At 41.6% G+C, this 20,956-nt stretch carries 25 protein-coding genes, 1 pseudogene and 1 riboswitch; of the genes and pseudogenes, 8 read left to right on the top strand and 18 right to left on the bottom strand.

The genetic code is table 11. The annotated features are described in order from the left end of the window. Window position 1 precedes the first annotated feature (1 nt). Together U2718_RS10065 and U2718_RS10060 are read right to left on the bottom strand one after the other, a co-directional pair. Complete coding sequence (locus U2718_RS10065) at window positions 2-1,588, bottom strand: GMC oxidoreductase (protein WP_341998631.1); 1,587 nt, start codon at window positions 1,586-1,588, stop codon at window positions 2-4. Window positions 1,589-1,812: 224 nt separating this feature from the next. Beyond that, the gene (locus tag U2718_RS10060) at window positions 1,813-2,328 is read right to left on the bottom strand and encodes a GNAT family N-acetyltransferase (RefSeq protein ID WP_341998629.1); all 516 of its coding nucleotides are present in this window, start codon (window positions 2,326-2,328) and stop codon (window positions 1,813-1,815) included. A gap of 105 nt (window positions 2,329-2,433) precedes the next feature. After that, window positions 2,434-2,594: riboswitch (cobalamin riboswitch) on the top strand. 22 nt (window positions 2,595-2,616) lie between these two features. On the opposite strand from U2718_RS10060, the gene U2718_RS10055 reads away from it, so the two are divergent. Next, entirely contained in the window at window positions 2,617-3,036 is a 420-nt protein-coding gene (locus U2718_RS10055; RefSeq protein ID WP_341998627.1) for a DUF1636 domain-containing protein, read from the top strand. A gap of 14 nt (window positions 3,037-3,050) precedes the next feature. Here U2718_RS10055 and U2718_RS10050 read toward each other — a convergent pair whose 3' ends face one another. Together U2718_RS10050 and U2718_RS10045 are read right to left on the bottom strand one after the other, a co-directional pair. Further along, entirely contained in the window at window positions 3,051-3,728 is a 678-nt protein-coding gene (locus U2718_RS10050; RefSeq protein WP_341998626.1) for a hypothetical protein, read from the bottom strand. Between the two features lie 169 nt (window positions 3,729-3,897). Beyond that, window positions 3,898-4,278, bottom strand: coding sequence for a helix-turn-helix domain-containing protein (locus tag U2718_RS10045; protein WP_341998624.1), 381 nt, complete (start codon window positions 4,276-4,278; stop codon window positions 3,898-3,900). A gap of 94 nt (window positions 4,279-4,372) precedes the next feature. On the opposite strand from U2718_RS10045, the gene U2718_RS10040 reads away from it, so the two are divergent. Beyond that, the gene (locus U2718_RS10040; protein WP_411813258.1) at window positions 4,373-4,849 is read left to right on the top strand and encodes a cupin domain-containing protein; all 477 of its coding nucleotides are present in this window, start codon (window positions 4,373-4,375) and stop codon (window positions 4,847-4,849) included. Between the two features lie 77 nt (window positions 4,850-4,926). On the opposite strand, the gene U2718_RS10035 is transcribed toward U2718_RS10040, so the two are convergent. The 5 genes from U2718_RS10035 to U2718_RS10015 form a co-directional block, all read right to left on the bottom strand. Further along, entirely contained in the window at window positions 4,927-5,700 is a 774-nt protein-coding gene (locus tag U2718_RS10035; RefSeq protein WP_341998620.1) for an MBL fold metallo-hydrolase, read from the bottom strand. A gap of 3 nt (window positions 5,701-5,703) precedes the next feature. Further along, on the bottom strand, window positions 5,704-6,309 hold the full coding sequence (locus U2718_RS10030; protein WP_341998619.1) for an aminodeoxychorismate/anthranilate synthase component II: 606 nt from the start codon (window positions 6,307-6,309) through the stop codon (window positions 5,704-5,706). Window positions 6,310-6,413: 104 nt separating this feature from the next. After that, window positions 6,414-6,866, bottom strand: coding sequence for a diacylglycerol kinase family protein (locus U2718_RS10025; protein WP_341998671.1), 453 nt, complete (start codon window positions 6,864-6,866; stop codon window positions 6,414-6,416). Between the two features lie 122 nt (window positions 6,867-6,988). Then, window positions 6,989-7,516, bottom strand: a complete 528-nt coding sequence (gene ybeY, locus U2718_RS10020) for an rRNA maturation RNase YbeY (RefSeq protein WP_341998617.1) — start codon at window positions 7,514-7,516, stop codon at window positions 6,989-6,991. Between the two features lie 40 nt (window positions 7,517-7,556). After that, the gene (locus tag U2718_RS10015; RefSeq protein WP_341998615.1) at window positions 7,557-7,709 is read right to left on the bottom strand and encodes a DUF3285 domain-containing protein; all 153 of its coding nucleotides are present in this window, start codon (window positions 7,707-7,709) and stop codon (window positions 7,557-7,559) included. 222 nt (window positions 7,710-7,931) lie between these two features. On the opposite strand from U2718_RS10015, the gene U2718_RS10010 reads away from it, so the two are divergent. Continuing rightward, window positions 7,932-8,147 (top strand): hypothetical protein, encoded by a 216-nt coding sequence (locus tag U2718_RS10010; RefSeq protein ID WP_341998613.1) that lies wholly within the window; start codon window positions 7,932-7,934, stop codon window positions 8,145-8,147. On the opposite strand, the gene prfB is transcribed toward U2718_RS10010, so the two are convergent. Both prfB and U2718_RS10000 read right to left on the bottom strand, forming a co-directional pair. Next, window positions 8,105-9,224, bottom strand: a protein-coding gene (gene prfB, locus U2718_RS10005) for a peptide chain release factor 2 (RefSeq protein ID WP_341998610.1) whose coding sequence is annotated in 2 segments (ribosomal slippage) — window positions 8,105-9,151 and window positions 9,153-9,224 — 1,119 coding nt in all. Because the reading frame shifts where the segments join, the coding sequence is not laid out codon by codon here. The two genes, U2718_RS10010 and prfB, sit on opposite strands and share 43 nt — an antisense overlap. Window positions 9,225-9,827: 603 nt before the next feature. Continuing rightward, entirely contained in the window at window positions 9,828-10,556 is a 729-nt protein-coding gene (locus U2718_RS10000; protein ID WP_341998609.1) for a Bax inhibitor-1 family protein, read from the bottom strand. Window positions 10,557-11,185: 629 nt separating this feature from the next. Between U2718_RS10000 and U2718_RS09995 the strand changes: the two genes are divergently transcribed. Continuing rightward, window positions 11,186-11,968, top strand: a complete 783-nt coding sequence (locus U2718_RS09995) for an RNA polymerase sigma factor SigF (protein WP_341998608.1) — start codon at window positions 11,186-11,188, stop codon at window positions 11,966-11,968. 11 nt (window positions 11,969-11,979) lie between these two features. Here the strand turns inward: U2718_RS09995 and dusA are convergent, their stop codons facing one another. Further along, the gene (gene dusA, locus U2718_RS09990; RefSeq protein WP_341998606.1) at window positions 11,980-13,023 is read right to left on the bottom strand and encodes a tRNA dihydrouridine(20/20a) synthase DusA; all 1,044 of its coding nucleotides are present in this window, start codon (window positions 13,021-13,023) and stop codon (window positions 11,980-11,982) included. Window positions 13,024-13,096: 73 nt separating this feature from the next. On the opposite strand from dusA, the gene pip reads away from it, so the two are divergent. Beyond that, entirely contained in the window at window positions 13,097-14,044 is a 948-nt protein-coding gene (gene pip, locus U2718_RS09985; protein WP_341998604.1) for a prolyl aminopeptidase, read from the top strand. Between the two features lie 358 nt (window positions 14,045-14,402). Here the strand turns inward: pip and U2718_RS09980 are convergent, their stop codons facing one another. The 5 genes and pseudogenes from U2718_RS09980 to U2718_RS09960 all read right to left on the bottom strand — a co-directional run bounded on the left by U2718_RS09980 (window position 14,403) and on the right by U2718_RS09960 (window position 16,676). Then, entirely contained in the window at window positions 14,403-14,474 is a 72-nt protein-coding gene (locus U2718_RS09980; RefSeq protein WP_411813259.1) for an HNH endonuclease, read from the bottom strand. Between the two features lie 93 nt (window positions 14,475-14,567). Then, window positions 14,568-15,125 carry a hypothetical protein gene (locus U2718_RS09975; protein WP_341998602.1) on the bottom strand — a complete coding sequence of 186 codons (558 nt, stop codon included), beginning with the start codon at window positions 15,123-15,125 and terminating at the stop codon, window positions 14,568-14,570. Between the two features lie 14 nt (window positions 15,126-15,139). Beyond that, window positions 15,140-15,835: a hypothetical protein gene (locus U2718_RS09970; RefSeq protein ID WP_341998600.1), complete on the bottom strand. Its 696-nt coding sequence runs from the start codon at window positions 15,833-15,835 to the stop codon at window positions 15,140-15,142. Between the two features lie 203 nt (window positions 15,836-16,038). Continuing rightward, window positions 16,039-16,329: a type II toxin-antitoxin system RelE/ParE family toxin gene (locus U2718_RS09965; protein WP_341998598.1), complete on the bottom strand. Its 291-nt coding sequence runs from the start codon at window positions 16,327-16,329 to the stop codon at window positions 16,039-16,041. A gap of 2 nt (window positions 16,330-16,331) precedes the next feature. Next, window positions 16,332-16,676, bottom strand: a pseudogene (locus tag U2718_RS09960) (type II toxin-antitoxin system Phd/YefM family antitoxin). A gap of 195 nt (window positions 16,677-16,871) precedes the next feature. Between U2718_RS09960 and U2718_RS09955 the strand changes: the two are divergent. The 3 genes from U2718_RS09955 to U2718_RS09945 all read left to right on the top strand — a co-directional run bounded on the left by U2718_RS09955 (window position 16,872) and on the right by U2718_RS09945 (window position 18,099). Continuing rightward, on the top strand, window positions 16,872-17,051 hold the full coding sequence (locus tag U2718_RS09955; RefSeq protein ID WP_341998594.1) for a high light inducible protein: 180 nt from the start codon (window positions 16,872-16,874) through the stop codon (window positions 17,049-17,051). A gap of 345 nt (window positions 17,052-17,396) precedes the next feature. Then, window positions 17,397-17,696 carry an RNA-binding protein gene (locus tag U2718_RS09950; RefSeq protein WP_341998592.1) on the top strand — a complete coding sequence of 100 codons (300 nt, stop codon included), beginning with the start codon at window positions 17,397-17,399 and terminating at the stop codon, window positions 17,694-17,696. Between the two features lie 67 nt (window positions 17,697-17,763). Beyond that, the gene (locus tag U2718_RS09945) at window positions 17,764-18,099 is read left to right on the top strand and encodes a hypothetical protein (RefSeq protein ID WP_341998591.1); all 336 of its coding nucleotides are present in this window, start codon (window positions 17,764-17,766) and stop codon (window positions 18,097-18,099) included. A 185-nt stretch (window positions 18,100-18,284) separates the two neighbouring features. Here U2718_RS09945 and bchD read toward each other — a convergent pair whose 3' ends face one another. Further along, a complete protein-coding gene (gene bchD, locus U2718_RS09940; protein ID WP_341998589.1) occupies window positions 18,285-20,312 on the bottom strand; it encodes a magnesium chelatase ATPase subunit D in 2,028 nt (675 codons plus the stop codon). Between the last annotated feature and the right edge of the window lie 644 nt (window positions 20,313-20,956).

The raw sequence follows: 20,956 nt of genomic DNA, 5'->3' as shown, positions 1-20,956 counted from the left end.
TTTAAGCAAAATCATCTGCAATAATCCGCTCGATACACCGTTCTGCAAGAGCAGCGATGGTAAGAGAAGGGTTAACGCATCCAGCGTAGCCGGGAATCATTGCACCATCCATAACATATAAACCTTTGTAGCCTATAACTCTACCGTAAAGGTCACAGGCTCTTCCAAGTACAGCACCACCGAGCGGATGCAACGTGATCTGATCTGAAACACGAGCAGTCGTAGGCTGATATGTACTGTTGGTATTAGCTTGGTTAAGTGTTTGGTATGTTCCCAAGGCTGCTTGACGTAGCTGAACAATCTCCGGATCATATATAGGCCAATTCAATCGCACATTATTAGTGAAAGGGTTAAACTGAAAGCTCCCCTTTGCTAAACCAATAGTAATTCCTAATGAATAGAGACTATCTTGCCGTGTTTCATTCCATTGTGGATATGGCTGAAGGACTGTTGGTGCAAGTGGATTAGCATGATCTTCAATGACAACGCTTAATGGCCCACCCTGAGTGGGGTTAGTGGGTGGTAGACCAACTCTAAGACCAAGACTATCACCATTACTACCCCAGAATTCTCCCACAGCATCATTTAGGTTTTGCAGCGTTCTTTTAACTTTTGCTTTCACTAGAAGCTTTGACGTTCCCATCGAACCAGCCGCTAAAAAAACGTGCCTACTCGTAAAGGTGAGCTTTTGTATGACATTCCCGCCTTCATCGATTTGATTACAAAAAACTGCATAGCGATGTTCCGGCAACTCGTAGATATCTGTCACTATATGTAATGGCAAGATTTGAACAAATCCGCTCTGTTCTGCCTGTAGCAGATAGTTGCGATCCAAGCTGTTCTTACAGCCGCTATTATTTCCATATAAAAATTCGCCAGCGATCGCAGAAGAAACGCGCTCTCCAGAAATTTCTTGGCGAACCACATCCCAGTCGAGATTCATGTCCAATAGCTTTCCAGGCAAACCTGCATTTGCCGCCTGTTCTAGAGTGACACGTGTTAGGCGGTAGTACTCTGACGCCAAAATATCTGCTGGGATAGGGCTAGGCTTTAGTATGGAGCGAACTCTAGGATAATATACCTCAGCCATCTCATCATAAGAGATTGCTCCTTGGAAGACTCGATCAAAATTAGCGCGTGATGGTTCGTAGGTAGCAGCAGAGTAGACAAGAGAACCGCCACCTACACCTGCACCTGCCAATACACCAATGCCATTTTCTTCTAGAACCTCCAACACACCTGTACAATCATCAATAGCAGTAGGTTTAAAAATACCGAGTACAGGAACAGAAGAGGAATTTAGCCACAAAGAACGACTATCTGGAGTACGCACACTAGCAAAGGTGTTTTGTTCTTCAGTCAAAGTCCAACGACGTCCGCGTTCTAACACAATCGTTTTTATTCCAGCTTGTGCTAACCGCAGCGCAGCAACCGCGCCGCCAAAGCCACTGCCAATCACGATCGCATCTATAGGTTCACTCTGAGTTGCCCAGGAACGCAGGATATCAGTGCTAGTAACTGCATAACTTCCAACAGCAAAAGCACCAGCTTTGAGGAAACGCCGTCGGTAGATGCGGAGATTATTCATAAGCGTTTCTTGGAAGAATTAATAGAAATTAGACTCTACATATAGCACGGGAGTCTATGAGGCAGTAATTCATATGCAACTTTGATTCCAGTACAAATGGATCTAAATTTTTCGCAAAAATCAATAAATATACAGGAATTTTCTACCGACAATGTTACTGCAAGACCCCCAACTTTTTAGAAAAGTCGGGGATCTATGTTTTTAGTTTATTTATGTTGACTTACTTAAATGTGCCTATGTGGATGAATCTCATAGTATAGAAGTGGTCGTCCATTGACGAGCGCCCGTCGAGTCCTAGTCATACCTAGAGCCTCAAGTACTTTTATCGAAGCTTTGTTCGGTTCATCAACATCTGCGATCACACATTCCAAATCAAGCACATCAAAGGCATAATCAAGTATTGCCCGTGCAGCTTCTTTAGCATAACCGCGTCCCCAAAGTGAGGGGCGAGTGCCAAAGATGAGACTCGGTGGTTCCTGCGATGAATTAAGCAAACCTGCGAATCCGGCAATCATCAAGTCATTCTGATTTTCAGAAAATAGCCAAATTCCGTAGCCGTAATTTGTAAAATTTGCTGTACTTGTCTCGATAAAAGATTGCGCTTCTTCACAGGAAATTTGGCGATCGTCCCAGAGGAATCGCCGTACATTAGCATCAGTCCATAGCTTGTGCAAGGAGTTCAAATCCTCGTTTTGGCATGGCCACAGACTCAGTCTTTCTGTGTTAAGTAAGTACTTCATTATGATTCAATTCAGCAATAGCGGCTTTTGTCTATGTGCTGCACTGTCATATTAACTTGCTAACATCGCGTTCATCCTTGATCTCAGTGACAAAACGCATTGATGTTATGATGAAAAATATTCGGTTCTAATGGGGAACAGCCATCAGAGGTAACGGGGAAAGTACGGTGCAAATCCGACGCTGTCCCGCAACTGTAATCAAATCAAAAGTCACACAACTTTTGTCTTTGTAAGTCAGAATGCCCGCCGAAGTGAACAAATTATTTCCAATGTATCTGCGAGGAACAGATGACTGCTGTAGCAAATATTTCCGCAACTCAGGACACGAATGTCCCTTCTCATACTTTATTTGTTTGTAAAACTTGTGCCACCACATGGCAAGATGGCAAGCGAGTCGGTGAAAGTGGAGGCCAAAAGTTACTACAACAGCTTCAGAACTTAGCGCAAGATTGGCATTTGAAACATGATTTCTCAATTCAGGAAGTCGAATGCATGAGCGCTTGCAGTCATTCTTGTGTTGTCGCTTTTGCTGGTTGTGGTAAATTAACTTATCTATTTGGAGATTTACCAATCGATCACAGTGCATCCGCAATTTTGGAATGTGCTAGCCAATATTACACTAAACCTGATGGTTTACTATCTTGGTCAGAACGTCCTGAACCCCTTAAGAAAGGCATTTTGGCTAGAATTCCAACCTTACCCCAATAAACTTTTTAGGGCTGTTAATTAACTGTTTCTTGTACGAGTATTAATTTTCCTTCTTTGTATGCTTGCCGTAAGGCGATCGCCTCTGCCACAATCTTTTGAGCGCTAAGTCCTTCTGTATCCATCATTTTTTGTAAAGTAATTCCAGTCCGTTCATTTTCTTCATGAATGGGGGGAATTTGACAGTACCTACCGCCATTTTTTGTGCGTCTCCAGATACTGGGTTTTTCGGGTTTTATTTCCCTGGGTTGACGTTGCTTTCTGACTAGCTCTCGTACTGCTTTTTGAGAAACTTCTGCCAAATCTAATAGCTGATCAATCACTGGCTGATATTTCTTGCTGTTTTCTGCTAGCTGATATATGGTTCTCGGTTCAATTTGCGCTAAATCTTGAGGTGAAAATTTTTGAAAGGCTGCTGCTACCTTTAGATATTTCTTTTCTTCATCTAAGAAGCCGTGTTCAGAAAGCAGCTTTTTGTATTCTCGTTGAGAGTGCGTTTTTTTTAATTCGGCTAAAAAGAAGGCATGACGCAGAATAGTTGCGGTGGCATGAAAGAGAGCCCCAAAAGAGGAATTTAGATCACTTGAAAGCGCTGCTACCTCAGCCTGCTCTTGCTCGTATTCTTTAAAGGAGGATCTAGTAATTGTTTTAGAATCGACTTGAGCTGCTATTACACTGTGCATTTGTGTCGTCATAAAGCGATCGCACTCTTATAGTGTTGGCAAAATTTAGCTTTACTAGAACAATTGTACTACTTTCATGGTAAGAAGAATCCCCGAAGATACTAAAATTTTTGAGAAAAATGATTAAAGATTTATACAAGTGGGAGCTAGGGGCTAGACAGAAGAATTCTATTTCAATCCCTCACTCCCTCACTTCTCCTACTCCATCTTGATTTTGAGTGGAGCCACCTTTCGGAATCATTGTTTCAGGAATATGCTCTAACCCCCATTCAATCATTGCTATAAGCACAGGGCGAAGACTTTGTCCTTGTTCTGTAAGTTGGTAGTTCATTCGCCGAGGATGATTACCGTATGGCTGCTTGACTATCAAACCCAAATCTTCAAGAGACTTGAGTCGATTTGCTAAGATATTAGTCGAAATTCCTTCCGGAGATTCTAAAAACTCCTCAAATCGCTGTTTACCAAAAAACATCATGTCTCTAATTACCAATAGCGTCCAACGATCGCCGATTAAATCCAGCGTGGATGCGATCGGACAGTAAGAGCGTTTTAATTGTGTCATCTATCAAAAATCAAAGTTCGAGTATTACTTGCATTTTACAAGTAAGCTTTGCTAAATTAGCTTGTAACTTGCAATTTAAAAGTCAATAGTAACCATGATGCAATCTATGCCAATCACTAGATCTGGAAATAACTTTACTGTTGTAGATTTCGGGAAATTTTCTGATTTGGAGCAGTATTTTTTTGAAGCTCAGGAACCCTCGATTAAGCTAGAAGGTAAGGTATTTTTAAAGCAATTGCTTCAGTTGACTAGTGCAGAGATTTCCCTTAATACCTTACAACCTCTTAAATCCATACCGTTCTATCACAAGCATCAATTAAACGAAGAAATTTATATTTTCATTCAAGGTCAGGGAGAATTTCAAGTGGATGATTGTGTCTTTCCAGTCTCTGAGGGAACTGTAATCCGTGTAGATTCTGAAGGAGAACGCTGCTTGCGCAACATTTCAGATCAAGAACAGCTTAACTGGATAGTGATTCAATCACGAGCAGGTTCTTATCGCGATCGCACAATTGAAGATGGCTATGGTATTCAAAAACGGGTTAGTTGGGTTGGGAAGCAACGGATTTGAGCTAACTTATGTTCACTTTTTTACCTCTGTAGTTTGGTATTAAATTTTAAAGGGCAGGCATGAGGCTGCCCTACACACTAAAACTTGTAACTTAAAACCTGTATTGCTCCATTCTCCGGCAAATTACCAGAACTAATAGTAACTGTGTCACTATTACTACGACGAACCGTCATTCCATCCATTAATTTCAAAAAGTCATCCAAGGGAGCAATATCGCAGGCGTTACCATCGGCTGCTTTTGTACGGTAATGGGTAGGAATAATTAATTTAGGATTGATAACTTGAATTGCTTGTTTTGCTTCCTGGGCATTATAAGCTTTTGGCCCGCCCCCTACAGGTACAAATGCTACATCGGGACGCCCAATTAGGATTTTTTGTTCAATGGAAATTGGTGCAGCAGCTCCTCCTAGATGTAGGATATTGATTCCAGACTGATTCCATTGCCAAGCTGTATTTTTACCAAACTGCCTACCCCCTTTGCGATCATGATCGAGAGCAATTCCTTGAAATTTAATTCCTCGAAATTCATAGGCTCCCGCTTCGTAAATCAACTTGGGATTTCCAGGTAGATTTTCCACCGCGCCTTCATCTAGCAATTGACTACTAATTAGTACTAAATCTGCTGCCACTTTTGGCGCACGATAACCGGCGGTACAACCAACTGTACGAAATGGATTAACCAAAATTTTCGTACCATCACCAGTAAATAGAAAGCAAGTATGCCCCAACCACTGAACTGTTAATGAACTACTGCGAGATTGGGCATTAGCTTGCAGGTTAGAACCCAAATTAGTCATGATGGTTGTTGCCAATCCCGCTCCAGCATAGCCCATCAGTTGCCGTCGTTTCATTAATTACTCTCTTGTCCTCATTTGTAATGTTGCCAGAAAGTTTCGCAGTAACTGCTTACCTGAAGAAGTGAGTACACTCTCTGGGTGAAATTGGACGCCTTCTATATGAGGATAGTTCCGGTGTCGTACTCCCATGATTGTGCCATCTTCAACCCAAGCCGTAATCTCTAGAACATCTGGGCAAGTTTGGCGATCAATCACCAAACTGTGATATCGGGTTGCTGTGATGGGATTTTCCAATCCCCGGAAAACACCGATCCCAGTGTGAGAAACTTGAGAAGTTTTGCCGTGCATCAACTCTGGCGCAGAAACTATTTTACCGCCAAATACCTGACCGATACTTTGATGTCCCAAACAAACTCCTAGAATTGGCAAATTATCTCCAAGTTTTTCAATTAATTCTAGGGAAATTCCTGCATCTTCTGGACGTCCTGGCCCTGGAGATATTAACACTCCATCTGGCTTGAGAGTACGAATTTCATTTAGGGTAATTTTATCGTTACGAAAAACTTTGATATCAGCGGCTACTGGGAAATCTGCTGCTAATTCTCCTAAGTATTGAACTAAATTATAAGTAAAGCTATCGTAATTATCGATAACTATAATCACAGTTTATAACCTCTGGTTTATATCGATAATAAGTACCTAAACAAACTTATTACAATTTTCCGTTCTCTGTCCCCTGTTCCCTATAGATGTGCGATCGCTCAAAGCTAGAAAGCCGAAGCAACTAAGGTTAACAAAGGAGGCAACAAGAGCGTACTAGCTACCAATACTGCGACTAAAGCAGATACAAGTACAGCACCAGCAGCACAGTCTTTAGCAATTTTTGCTAGTTCGTGGTAAGTCTGCTTCACTGTTAAATCAACTACTGATTCAATCGCCGTATTCAGTAATTCCAATGCTAAAACTAAACCACTAGTGATACTAATTACTGCTATCTCTACTGTTTTTAAATGTAAAAATATACTTAATCCAAGTGCCAAAACGCAAACACATACATGAATACGAAAATTGCGCTGAGTTTGAAATGCGTAACTTATCCCACACCAGGCATACTTAAAACTAACAAATAAATTCGAGGCAACTTGCCAGGATAGCTCCCGCTTTTTAGTCACCACTTTTTCTAAAGGATTTGTCGATGGTGATGAGACTGGTTGGGACATAGTCATAAAAATACAGCAGCAGATTTTTTAAGTGAGGATTTCTGGCCGATTTTAATCGCACATCAGACTTTATGCCAATTTCTTACAAAAGTAATATACGTTTATGGTTATGCAGCCACGTGTTATTCTATATCAATAGCAATACTTACTGCCTCAAGTAATATTACTTGCTGTTGGAGCATTTTTTCTAAGCTTTCTTGATCTGGATGATCCCAGCCTAGTAAATGCAGTAATCCGTGAGCAGCTAACCATGCTAATTCAGTTTGTAAAGAATGTTCCTGCTGTTGAGCCTGTCTTTGTGCTGTATCAATAGAAATGATTATGTCACCTAGATACAGGGGTAATGAGGCAAGCATTTCAGCGGATTGAGGGCATTCTACTTCTAACGCCGCGAAGGATAAAACATCTGTAGGTTTATTTTGCAATCGATATTGAGCATTCAACACTTGAATTTCGGCATCGTTTGTCAAACGCAGCCCTAGCTCGTAATTTTCTGAAGGTGGAAGATGAGGTTGTAGTATTTCCAACCAGCAATTAAACCACTGTTCCCAGGTTTCTACACTAATTTGGATATTAGTATCACCAATCAGTTTAGCGTCTGGTTGAGAAGACTCAATCACAAAATCCTGCACGCATACTTCAACTTGCACCAGCCAAAAAATCTCCCATATTTTTAGGTTGTTTAAATTATCAACGAGTCAGGTAAGCCAAACCAACGAGGACAGCTAAAAGCCCTACAGTAGTTAAGACAAAGTGTTTTAAAGAAGTGACTCGCTTTTGCACCATATTTCGCATGGCGAGTTTGACATAACTGGGTTTTGGTTCTGTTTGAGAGGCACTCATAATGATTTGATAACAATTTCTTCTATAAATGTAACAGTTTGTTTAGTTAATAGCACTAGCCATGAGTTAGTAAGGAGGGGTTTTGCTAATTATTTTTGGGCTGAAACAAATAATTTAACTTTAATAAATCGGTTACAGACGCAATCAATCGCGTCTTTACATTAGTGATTATTGGATAGTGGTTAATGGTGAACGACTAACTATTGTACGGGAGGCAGCGCGTTGTGGAACCACTACGGCGGACGGGTTTCCCGGCATCAAGCAAGTGGCGTCACCTGGCGTCGGGTTAAGCGCGTTGTAGTGATTGCCGTGCGGGTTGAGAAGATAAATTCTCGGCTCCAACGGCAAGATGAGCAGCAAAACCCGCCCCTACTACTCACTCACAATTCCTATAATTACACAGTAGCTTCTACCAGTTGGTTTTCTTGCCGGAGATAAGATTGGATGAATATGTCAATTTCACCATTCATCACATCCGCGATCGCAGTTGTTTCTACATCAGTACGCAAATCCTTCACCATTTGATAAGGGTGAAAAACATAGTTACGAATTTGGTTACCCCAAGAAGCTTCAACCATATCACCGCGAATTTCGGCAATTTCTTTAGCCCGTTGCTCTTGAGCTATTACCAATAGTTTGGCTTTGAGGCGAGCAAGAGCTTTTTCTTTGTTTTGCAGTTGACTGCGCTCTTCTGTACAACGTACGGCGATGCCTGTAGGAATGTGAACAATCCGCACGGCTGTTTCGACTTTGTTGACGTTCTGTCCTCCTTTACCACCAGATCTAGATGTGGTTATTTCCAAATCCTTCTCTGGAATTTCTAACTGTACCGAGTTATCTAACTGCGGCATCACTTCTACTCCAGCAAAACTAGTTTGCCGCTTACCGTTAGCATTGAAAGGTGAAATCCGCACTAATCGGTGAGTACCAGTTTCTGATCGCAAGTAACCGTAGGCATAGCGTCCGGTAATTTCTATGGTGGCAGATTTTATTCCCGCCTCATCACCTTCAGATATTTCCGTTAAATGTACCTTATAGCCTTGGTTTTCTCCCCAACGCGTGTACATTCGCAGTAGTATTTCTGCCCAATCTTGAGCATCAGTACCACCAGCACCAGCATTCACCGTTAACACCGCACCTTGTTCATCGTAAGGGCCAGAAAGCAGCTGCTGCAATTCCCACTGATCTAGTTCGCGATTCAGCTTAGTAATGGTGGTTTGTGCTTCTTGCAGAAGTGCTTCATCAGTTTCCAATTCCAAAAGCTCTACTACAGCTTTACTGTCTTCCAGACTGGTTTGCCACTGATTGTACTGTTGAAGGTGGTTTTTCAGATCATTGAGTTCTTGTAAAGTTTTTTGAGCTTGAACTTGATCGTTCCAAAACTCTGGTTGTGCTGCTATTTGTTCTAAATCTTGAATTTTGGCAGTCAGTGCAGGTATGTCAAAGATAGTCCTGGGTTTTACCCAGGCGATCACACAACGTTTCAATTTCGCGCTTTAATTCTAGTACTTCCATTGTTTTTGCTAATAACAGAGCGTTTCAGGTTTTATTTTCAGACGCAAAGCGTCTTCTTGCGAGGGCATCGCTCTTTATTGTATTCATATCTTCAATTTTATCTATATTTGTCTTTGAAGAAGGCAGAAGGCAGCCCCGATGAACTTCGTACCCACCAAGTATGAAAGAGAATTCTTGCTCCTACAACCCTAAACCCTTACACCCCTACACCCTCTTTCAAGTCAGTCAATCACGGGAAAAACCCAAAACCAGGGCATGAAAATTGTCTTTCCTTCTGCCTACCTACGCTCTTGCGCGCAGCGACTTGGTGCAAGTAGCCACTCCGCGTCTACTGCATCCTGCCCTCTGCCTTATTTTCAAGACAGAAAGGAAGAGGATTTGACTTGTTCCATTCTTAACGGGTGGCACAGCGCCTTTATCAGCGCTCTTAACAAACATAATGTTGAGGGAACAGGGTATGAGGAAAATTGAGTTTTATAACTTTTTGCTACAAATTGTAGTACAAGTTTTACCAAACCCGATTAAAAAACCGTGGTTTTTGCGCAAGCAAACCACGGCATTTATGAACTTTAACTTTGTTTTTTTCTTGCTCTCAATGAATGCTTAATCACGGCCATTAAGGGCGATTAGCAACCGTAGGATAAAGATGAACAGATTGATATAAGTCAAGTACATCGACAACGCTGCTGGTAAGTACTGCTCGTTGCGATAGGTACGGGGCAGAATGTAAAAGTCAACTACCGATGCGCCGGCAAACAAAAACACGCCTAAACCAGAAATGCCTATTTCTAACCATGTTGGGGTGTAAACACCAAACAAAGCAAACAAGAATTGCAAAAGTACAACAACGAACAAGGCTATAATGCCCAGACGGATAGTTTTTGTCAGAGCCATGCCGTCAGAGTCAGAGAGATTTGAACCAACTTGACGGGCGACAATGAATGTGATGCCGCAACCGAGAGCTGCCAAACCAATTCCTGGAATACCTACACCTTCAGTTCTTAACGCCACAAATACTAAGCCACTGAGGGTATATCCAGACAACAAACTGTAAGTTGCCAAAAGAGGCAGTGCTATGTTGTTTTTACCTTTTTCCGCAACGTTTTGGGCAACAAAAAACAAAATTAAATTTAGAATAATTGCACCAATGAAGGTGGGAAAGAACAATCCAGGATTAGCACGGATAACAGCCAAACCGCCGTAGGTTCCTAGTGCAGTTAATACTAAACCACCTCCCAGGAAGGGCAAGGCATTAGCTATCACATTTGGGCCGATCAGGGCTTGAGTTTTGGCTTCACGGATAGCATCACGGAAGTTGCTAGTATTGCTCATATTTCACAACTCACTTTGTGTGACAACATTACTAAACTACTTCCATTTTTACTCAAATTTTCAGATCCAATTGGAAAATAAATCTGCAAGAGTGAGCTTTAACGAGCATTGTTGCTGCTTTTGTTAAAAAATTAGAAAATTTTCCATCAGTGTATCTCGATATTTTCAAACTATGAATTGTGGTGAGAAATATACAATTATTTAGATGTTGCAGATAAGCAAATATTTGCGGGGAGAATTTTTACTATAGAAATAACAATAAAATCACCCATGTAAAAAATAGGTTTGTAAAGTATAGAAAAACAAAATTTTAGTTTTAAATTTACAAAAATATAATTTTTGATTTTCAACATTTCATACTGGAATTAATACTCTAAACATATTTTTATATCTTTGTAACAAAGCAAGGGAATACACACATCATTCTTACAATATCTTCACTAATGTACAAATAATATTTTGTACAAACATAGTGCGTGTAAATACTGGTATACAGAGATAGACCATATACAAGTTCAGTGAAACAACGAATGGTGTAGCAATGCTTTCCTAAGGACAATAATTACAGCTTAGGTGAAATTTTACGCAACTCCATTTCCGAGAATAGGAGTGACTACAAAGGAATTTCTATGGCAGTAAGTCAGTCCTCTATACGAGGTGATGGTATGGAATTATTGCAGCTATACCATCAGAATCCCTCTATTGAACTTCGTAATAAACTTGTAAGGTTACATATCGGCTTAGTACGAAAAATGGCTCATAAATTTAGTCATCAATGTAACGAGCCTTACGAGGATTTAGAGCAAATAGGTTATTTTGGTTTGATTAGAGCTATTGAGCGCTTTGATCCTAGCCAAGGATATGCTTTTAGTTCCTTCGCTGTTCCTTATATTCGGGGTGAAATGCTGCATTTTTTACGCGATCGCAGCACTCTATTAAAGATTCCCCGTCGTTGGCAGGAACTTTATAATGAAGGGCAAAAAGTTCGTAAAGAATTGGCAGAAATTTTGGGACGTGCTCCCAAAGATTCAGAAATAGCGAAGCAACTTAAAGTATCAACACAAGAATGGCTAGAAACCAAGTTAGCTGCTCAAAATCGGATGCCTTTGAGTTTAGATGCTACTGTAGTTAACTACATTGATTGCCAAATCACTTTAGGCGAAGCACTTCCTTGTCCTCGTTCTGCGGCAGAACAACAGCGAGAAGAAGAACGCCAACAACTGCAAGGGGCAATCTGTTTATTGGAAGAAAAACCCCGCATGGCAGTGGAATTGGTATTTTTGAAGGAACTTTCTCGTAAAGATGCCGCTCAAAAAATAGGTACCAGCCCGATGACGGTAACGCGGTATCTGCAAAAAGGAATTCAGGATTTAATGTCGATGTTACGTCCGCAGGTTCTACCAACTGGGTAATGATGTAAAGTTCAGCTAGTAGGGATGTTGATGTTCGATATTGCCGAAGATTCCAAGACTTGCATTAGTGCTTGTCGTACTACACCAGAACCTGCTCCTAAACGGCAGGAATTTTCTGTTAAGTGGCGCTTCCACGCTCGACTACCCGGTTGCCCAGCAAACAGTTGCAGCATATGGCGAGTAATTTTATTAAGTTTGAGTCCCTTTGTCACCCAGCTATCAATATAGGAAAACATCGCTTCAGCAACTTCATAACGGCTAAGGGTTTGCATCGTCTCGCCATAGATTTCACTATCTGCTGTAGCAAACAGATAAGGATGATCGTAAGCAGCACGTCCAATCATGACTGCATCTACAGACTGTAAATGTTGTTGCACCTGGTTTAAATTGATAATTCCACCGTTAATTTCGATCAATAGGTGGGGAAATTCCTGCTTGAGACGATACACATCTTGATAACGCAAGGGAGGGATATCCCGGTTCTCTTTTGGGCTTAATCCCTGTAACCAAGCCTTGCGTGCGTGTACGGTAAAACGTCGGCAACCTACTTGTGAAACAATCTGGACAAAGTTTGTCATGTCTTCGTAGCGATCGCGATCATCAATACCGATACGATGTTTCACACTAACAGGAATGTGAACAGCATTGAGCATTGCTGCCACACAATCTGCTACCCGTTGCGGCTGTGCCATTAAGCAAGCCCCAAAATTGCCATCTTGTACGCGACTGCTAGGACAACCGACATTAAGGTTAATTTCGTCATAACCTATGTCTTCAGCAATGCGAGCGCATTTAGCAAGTTCTTCGGGGTTATCGCCTCCCACTTGCAAAACCAGGGGTTTTTCTTCAGGTGAGAAGCCTAATAAATGTTGGCGATCGCCATGTAGAATTGCCGCACTTGTAACCATTTCGGTGTAGAGTAAAGTGCGACGTGTAATCTGCCGCATAAAATACCGAAAATGGCGATCGGTACGATCCATCATTGGCGCAATACTCAAGGGGTAAACGCCGTGAGTAACTGATTCAGGTAAAGTGGCTGAGTGCAAACAAGTCATAGATCACAAGTCTATCGCAAGCGATGTCTTGTAGATTGAGAATTCAGGCTCACAAAACAGGAATATAGAGAGAATGCGAGAACTTTATCCACCAATTGAGCCTTATAGAGAAGGGAATTTACGGGTATCAGAAATCCACACAATTCATTTTGAAGAGTCAGGTAACCCACAAGGTAAGCCTATCATCTTGTTACATGGCGGCCCAGGTGGGGGATGTCCGCCATTTTATCGACAGTATTTTCATCCCGAACTATGGCGATTGGTGATGTTTGATCAGCGTGGCTGTGGAAAAAGTACACCCCACGCTGAACTCCAAGAAAATACAACTTGGGATTTAGTTAACGATATTGAAAAACTCCGAGAACACTTAGGAATTGAAAAGTGGGTTGTTTTTGGTGGTAGTTGGGGAAGTACTTTATCTTTAGCTTACAGTGAAACTCATCCCGAACGTTGCAAAGGATTGATTCTGCGTGGCATTTTTATGCTACGACAAAAGGAGTTGCGATGGTTTTATCAAGAGGGTACTAGCTATATTTTTCCTGATGCTTGGGAAGAGTATTTAAAACCTATTCCTGTGGCAGAACGTGATGATATGCTAACAGCATACTACAAACGTTTAACTAGTCCTGATACACAAGTTAGGCTAAAAGCTGCTCGTGCTTGGTCTATTTGGGAAGCTAGTACTAGTAGATTATTTCCAGATTCAGAATTAATGCAAAAGTTTGGTGAAAATGAATTTGCTGATGCTTTTGCCCGGATTGAATGCCATTACTTTATCAATAAAGGTTTTTTTGAACCTGAAGACCAATTGCTTTTAAATGTTCATCGTATCCGTCATCTTCCGGCTGTAATTATTCAAGGACGTTATGATGTGGTTTGTCCGATGATATCAGCTTGGGAATTACATTGTGCTTGGCCAGAGGCAGAATTTATAGTTATTCCTGATGCCGGACATTCGATGAGTGAACCAGGAATTCGCAGTGCTTTGATAGAGGCTACGGATCGGTTTGCTTGTTTATGATATACTCCCTGCACGTCAAACAGCGATCGCACTCTAAGAGGATGTTTTAAAAGTTTTGGGCGAATATAATTCGCTACTACACAGGCAAAGTCCACCTTCGTGGACTAACAGAAAACTAAATTTTTAAACCTGCGGAGGCAGATTTTGTCTGTGTAGCCAAGCCAGCGCGCCCTTGCGCAATGCCCTCCTTGTAGGCGCGTAGACGCGGTAGACACAGAGCGGATAGAAGTAGGTACGGCGTGTCCATTGGTAGCAACGTATCCGCTGATAGCGACTGGCGCGCGATTTCTCATCGCCAGGCTGGTATTAATTTAGACTTTTCAAACAACATCTAAACTTGATTGCGATCATTCTTGATTTAATTACACCGTTCACACGCCGTTACAACGTTGTCCCAATTGTGCTGTCTACCTTTAGAGCCAGGAATCACTTGGTAGAAAATATTTGTTTATCGATTGATCTGCTAAAAAATTTGTTTAAAAAAACAAGTATTTTTACTTTGTCTATACCTGATTCGATTAACTCAGAAACTATTTTTATTTGTAACTCTAATCAGAAAACGCAAAGCTTCGTTTACTGCTTGAGAATTAGGAAACATTTCTGCGACATCTGCTTCTAAATAAACTGTCAACCCTTCAGAGTTTTTGCTATCATGTTGAAAATTTCCCATACCGTTAGTTTCCAAACCTTGAGATGGCTGAAGTTGATTCTTAGTTATAAGCTTTTGGGAAGAAGAATCATTTAGTTTGCTAGCAAGGGATTCCCAACTAGTCGCTTTCAGTTTAAAATGATCCTTCGCTTCACGTAATGTTTTAAACTCTTGCTTTAGAATCTCAACCGTATAAATTTCCTTTTGATAACTCTGTGTTTGTTGATTAAGGTCTTCTTCAACCATATCAACTACCTCATTAATAAGTCGGTCATGATTATCGAAAATTTGAGCAGCAGCCCCTAAAATACGGGAGGTGGCTTTTATCTGCACTTTTGTTTCTTGTTTAAGCCTATCAGCAATATTACGAATTTGCTCTCCCAACTTTGCTTGATGTTGAGTTCCTGTGGTTGATGCTGATTTTTTGTTCATAAGTAGGTATTTGTTTATTCTGAAAGTATCTCTTTAATTGCAAGCCAGATGTGTTTAAACTTTTGTACTAAACCTACAGGATTACCTGTTGTTTCCTCTTCTACTGAATCAACTAGTGATTGAATTCGATCCATACGCTCTGCTACAATGTAGAGGTTATTTATAGCTTCATCCTTAATTGCCAGAGATTCACGCAGCAGAACAACCATATCGGCAATTTCCCGTTTTAATCGCTCGTTCTCCGCTTTACGACGAGTTTCCCATCCCTTAATACTAGCCTTGGAACGGCGCTCAAATTTAAGTTGTGCTTGTGCCTCATTATATAAAATCACATAATTGTCTCGCTCAGAACTGGCTTCCTCATATTTGGTAAGTAATTCAGTTGCTCTCGCTTTTTCTTCATTGTAAAGAGATAAAGCCTGCTGATAATTTTTTTGTTCATCAAGATATTTCTGATTATTTTGGGCTGCATATTCTTTTAAATCTTTAACTTCAACTTGATAAGCTTGAAGTTGTTGCTGAATTTGAGTAAGTTGGGATGCAGCTTCCTCGTTTTCTTTTGCACGTTGTTCCCATTGAAGTGCATTGGCACGAGCATTCCTCAAAAACTGTTGAAGCTCATGATAAGAAACTGGTTCGTTTCTAGGTGAATTAGTATTTTGGATGGGGCGATTTTTGTGACGATCCTTGTCTGCGTCTCGCATAGCCATAATAAATGTTAGAAATGCTACCTTGATTCTTATGTTAATACAATCTTTTTTAGTTAAGTGCGAACACTATTAAATTTTTGTTTTGTCAAGCCTAGTTTTCCAAGTGCGGCTTTGCTACAAAACTAAGTCTTTCATCACGTCGTGCGATCACGCAATCTTATAAAGGTAAAGATCCGTACACCAGTCAAGAAAATACCTATAAATTAAGAAAACTCACTTTCAATATCTCTCGATTGATGTAATACTCGGAAAATTTCTATGTCATCATTTATCTTTATGTAAAACACAACGTAAGGCTTAACAGGAAAACTTCTAAGTTCGTTCATTAAATCATCTCGCTTTTTGCCCAGATCGGGAAACTGAGCAAGCATTGGAAAATGATTAAGAATTTGAGCTATTTGTTTGTCAGCTACAATTTGATTTTGTTGAGCTAGGTAAGTCCAAATATCTTCAAAGTCTTGTTCAGCTTGCCGAGAAATTCTATAGCGATTCATTGTCAGCTATCCTGATCTAGCTTACGCTGTCCTCGTGCTTTGATATTTTCCAGCAAACGAGGTAAAGACTCGTCATCGCATTCAGTATATTCTCCATTCTTTAGCTGTTCGGCTGCGATCGCAATATCTCGCTGTAATGCTTCTAACTTCAGCTAACGCACTTCTTTCTCTGCACGCTCAAGTCTATCCATCATTTCCTGAAAGGCACTTGCATCATGGATGACGACTTCTGCTTTGCCATTAACAGTAAGCACAAGAGGTGATTTAGTCGCCTTGATCTTCTCTAGAAATTGTTTGACGTTGCGCTTAAAGTCCGTAAGAGAGTGAATATGCTCTAGATTAATCATAAATTAAATGCTGAATTGCGCACTTAATTAAATCCCTATTTAATATTATCAAAATCAGATTACTCTGCGATCGCTCGTAACCAATCAACGCCTGCTTTTTTGTTTGAACTCAATGTTGCATTTTCTTAAAAATCTGTTACATTACGTTACAGACAGTTGCAACTGTTACCAAGCTTGAACTTTGGAGTTTTGCTCATGTCAGGTTTCAAGAATTCTACTCCTACTGTTTCAGATGATCCTAATGCGATGCGTTTTGGGTTCACTCCTGAGAGTGAAAATTGGAACGGTCGCTTTGCCATGATTGGTTTTATATTTGTCGTTTTGATTGAAGTTTTTTCTGGTCAAGGTTTCCTCCATTTCTGGGGCATCCTGTAAATTGATGTAGGCTTTTTCGCCTTCAGTTGATTTAGCTCGGTTCTAGGTGAACCGAGCATTGATGAGACTTAGCAGCAATCATAGCGCTTGTAAAATAAAGCAAGATTTGACTTTGCATACCAGGTATAGGCAACAATATACTTAGCTAACAATTGCTCTCTTTACTTTTTATAACGATTACTTCCAACTTCCCTCTAATAATTGCCTCCTATGTCATGGTGGAAAGTGAGAGTTAATTCGGCGACAGCGTTTGTTTTTATTATTGACAGGCTTTTTCCTTTTGGTATTTACAGACTTTTCTCCGAAATCTACACCTCTGCACACTCATGATTTTGGAGAAAATCTATGTCAGTTTATGTGGGCAATCTTTCTTACGAAGTTACAGAAGAAAGTCTGAATGCTATTTTTGCAGAATATGGTTCTGTGAAGCGGGTTCAGCTACCTACTGACCGTGAAACAGGACAACTGCGCGGCTTTGGTTTTGTGCAAATGGGTGCAGATGCTGAAGAAACAGCTGCCATTGATGCTCTTGATGGTGCTGAATGGATGGGACGCCAGCTGAAAGTGAATAAAGCTAGGCCAAGAGAAGACAGATGTTCGTTTGGTGGCGATCGCGGAAACTACAGCTTTCGCAACTGCTATTAAGGTTTATAGATTTAGCTCTTTAAGCTAACTCAAGCAAGATATTGCAGATAAGTAGGACAATAACATTATGGAAAATAAGTCTTCATCAGTCGATACAGGGCAACAGATTCGCCGACCTGGCACTGAGGGGCTTGAAGAAGCCCAAGCCAAGCAAGCCGGAGCCAAATTCGAGTGGCATTTCGGCCGAATTACTCGGTTGGGGTACTTTGAGATTGCTGGTGGCAGAGAAGTAACAATTGTCTGGGAAGAGGGAGGCGTCAGCTCCCAGCAGGGTGACATTACTGACGAGCAGTGGGAGATCTTCAGGCTGGCATTTTTGAGTACCGGACGGCTCGCCGTGTTGAGCGATCAAGAAGGGGAAAGATGGATGCACGACTACCGCTTTTTAGAGGCGATGCGGTAACGTTGGAAAATACTCCCGGCTAACACACTGCTGCACTGGAAGCAGATTCTAGCTGATAACTAGTTAGCATTACCTTACGAAAATTAAGTCGTTTGACAAGTGCTGAAAATTAGAAAACTCCTAGATTATGTGTGTCCAATCTAGGAGTTTTGCTTACTAAAAATGTATCTGTTCCCTGTTCCCTGTTACCTATTCCCTGATTTAATGTTCGCGATCGCTCCTTTTGTCATGGCGGCAATTGCTTTATCGGTAGCTTTGGGTAGATGATAATACTTGCCTGCTGCTGTCTTTGCTATTTCCTTAGCAAATCCAGTGGAAACAAATTTACTTTCAGTATCAATCACTAACAATTGCATTCCCAAAGCACGGATTCTACCAGCGATATCTAACAATTCGGCTTTGATATCTGGCTTTTCTCCCGGTTCTTGCGGTTCGCCTAATGAACGCGATAAGGGGATATTGCCGCGTCCATCGGTAATGGCTACAATCACGACTTGCCCGATATCTCCACTCATCTGAGCATTTAAGCCCACGCGCACAGCTTGTGTCAATCCATGTGCTAGCGGTGAACCTCCACCGCAAGGTAATCTTTCCAAACGATTGCGCGCCAAGGCAATCGAACGTGTTGGCGGCAATAGCACGTCTGCCTGTTCTCCCCGGAAGGGAATCAACGATACTTGATCGCGGTTTTGATAAGCTTCAGTTAAAAGCTGCATGACTGCACCTTTGGCTGATTGCATCCGGTTCAACGCCATTGAGCCAGAAGCATCCACGACAAACACAACTAAAGCTCCGGCTTTGCGTGCTAATCGCTTCGAGCGGATATCCCCTTGCTCGACAATGACTTTTCTGTCAGGATGTCGCTGGCGTCGTGCTTTTTGATACGGTGCTGCTGCCCTAAGTGTGGCATCTACGGCTACACGGCGCACTTTTCCTTTGGGCAACATTGGCTTAATATAACGTCCTCTGTCTTCTGAAAAGATTAAACTGCGACTGCCAGATTTACCTTGCCGTTGTGCCATCTGAGCAAAATAAAGCACACTTTGGTCAAGAATTACTCCTTCGGGATCGAAAATAAATTCTTCAGGAATGTTGGGGGGTTCTTGTTGTTCTTGATTGTCTTCCTCTTCTTCCTGTTCTTGATTTTCGTCTTCAGTTTCTTCTTGATCCTGGGGTGGGGGAGGAGGCGGTGGTGGTGGTTGTTCGGGTGGGGGCGTTTGTATCTGAGTTGCTCTCGGTACAATTACCAATTCCACAGCTCGCCGCAAATCATCAGCATTGACTTGTGTACGTCCATCTAAAGCCGCCGAGGCTTTGGCAACACGCACAGCAAATAACTCCGCCCGATGTCCTTGCACTCCGCCACGAATTGCTTCTTCGACTAGGTAAGTAATTTGTTCGTGGCTAATACGAACTTCTTTCAACCATTCCCGTGCAAAGATAATTTGGGTTTTGAGTTCGTCGATATCTTCGCTGTACTGCTGGAGAAACTCTTGGGGAGATTTGGAGTAGGCGATCGCAACCTCAACTGCTTGAACTCTTTGATCTAAACCAAGAACACCATCAGCAGAAAGAGCGATCGCAATGCGATCAAGCAAATGTTCTCTTAATGCTCCTTCTTCTGGGTTGTAGGTGGCAATAAATAACGCTTTGCAGGGATGCTGAAAACTTATGCCCTCCCGCTCTATTTGGTTGCGTCCTTCAGATAGTACTGTTAAAAGTTGGTTGCTAATTTGGTCATCTAATAAATTGATTTCATCTACGTAGAGAACGCCCCGATTGGCGGCGGCAAGCAAACCTGGTTGAAATATTGTGTCTCCTTGTTTTACCGACTGTTCCACATCTACAGAACCCAAAAGTCTGTCTTCTGTCACCCCCAAGGGAATTTGTACGAAGGGTGCGGGTATAACTTCAGTCGGGAGTTCCTGTGGATCTTTATCTCCCAATTCAAAGAGCAATCTATCATCCCATTCCTCTGGGTGATTGGGATCGCAATTGCTAATTGAACCACGGACAACTTCAATTGGTGGCAGTAGAGCGTGAATCGCACGCGCCATCACAGACTTTGCCGTACCGCGACGCCCTGCGATCGCTACTCCCCCCAACCCCGGATCGACAGCTGCTAAAAGTAAAGCTAACTTAATCGCTTCTTGTCCGACGACAGCGGTTAAGGGAAAGGCGGTAGTACTAGGGGATATAGTAGACGCAGGCATGGTTTGTATAATAGCTTGTCTAGGTTTTTAGCTTATCAATTTCTGGCACCTCATGGAGTAGCGGTAACAGAGATTTAGCACTGCCTTATTTTCCAGATTTGTTCCTCGATTTAAGTAGGGTAGTACTATATCAAGTTTGAATTGAGGGATAAAGTAACGAACCACAAAGGACGTATTAGACGCGTAGCGGCTTCCCGTAAGGGTAGAGCACGAAGAAAGAGAAAATCAGCTTGACAGACGAGTAGTTCCGCTAAAGATGAATATTTAATCGACACTTGATAGTTTTTCATTCTCTAGGATGAGTGTTTCCACCCAGTTCACCACGTTCTGATACTGATTCACGAATTCCTAGAACTCATTAACAAAGCTCTAATACTCACTCACGAGTTACACAGACTCAATGATGATATTTTGAATCTCACACATTAGACTGAAAGACTCAATTACGAAATTAAAAGACTCATCAACGAGTTGCAAAAATTCATTTACAAGGTTCGGATACTCGCTGACGAGTTGTCAACACTCGTTAACGAGATTACGATACTCATCAACGAGTCTATTTTCAAGCTAAGACTCAAAATTAGCTTTGGTGGATTTATTTTTCATTGCCTTAAAGTGATCGCCTAACTGTTCGGCAAGGGTTT

This window comes from Chlorogloeopsis sp. ULAP02, assembly GCF_038404745.2.
Classification (GTDB): domain Bacteria; phylum Cyanobacteriota; class Cyanobacteriia; order Cyanobacteriales; family Nostocaceae; genus Chlorogloeopsis.
Note: the sequence above shows the minus strand (reverse complement) of the source record. Positions and strands in the feature narration are given on the sequence as shown.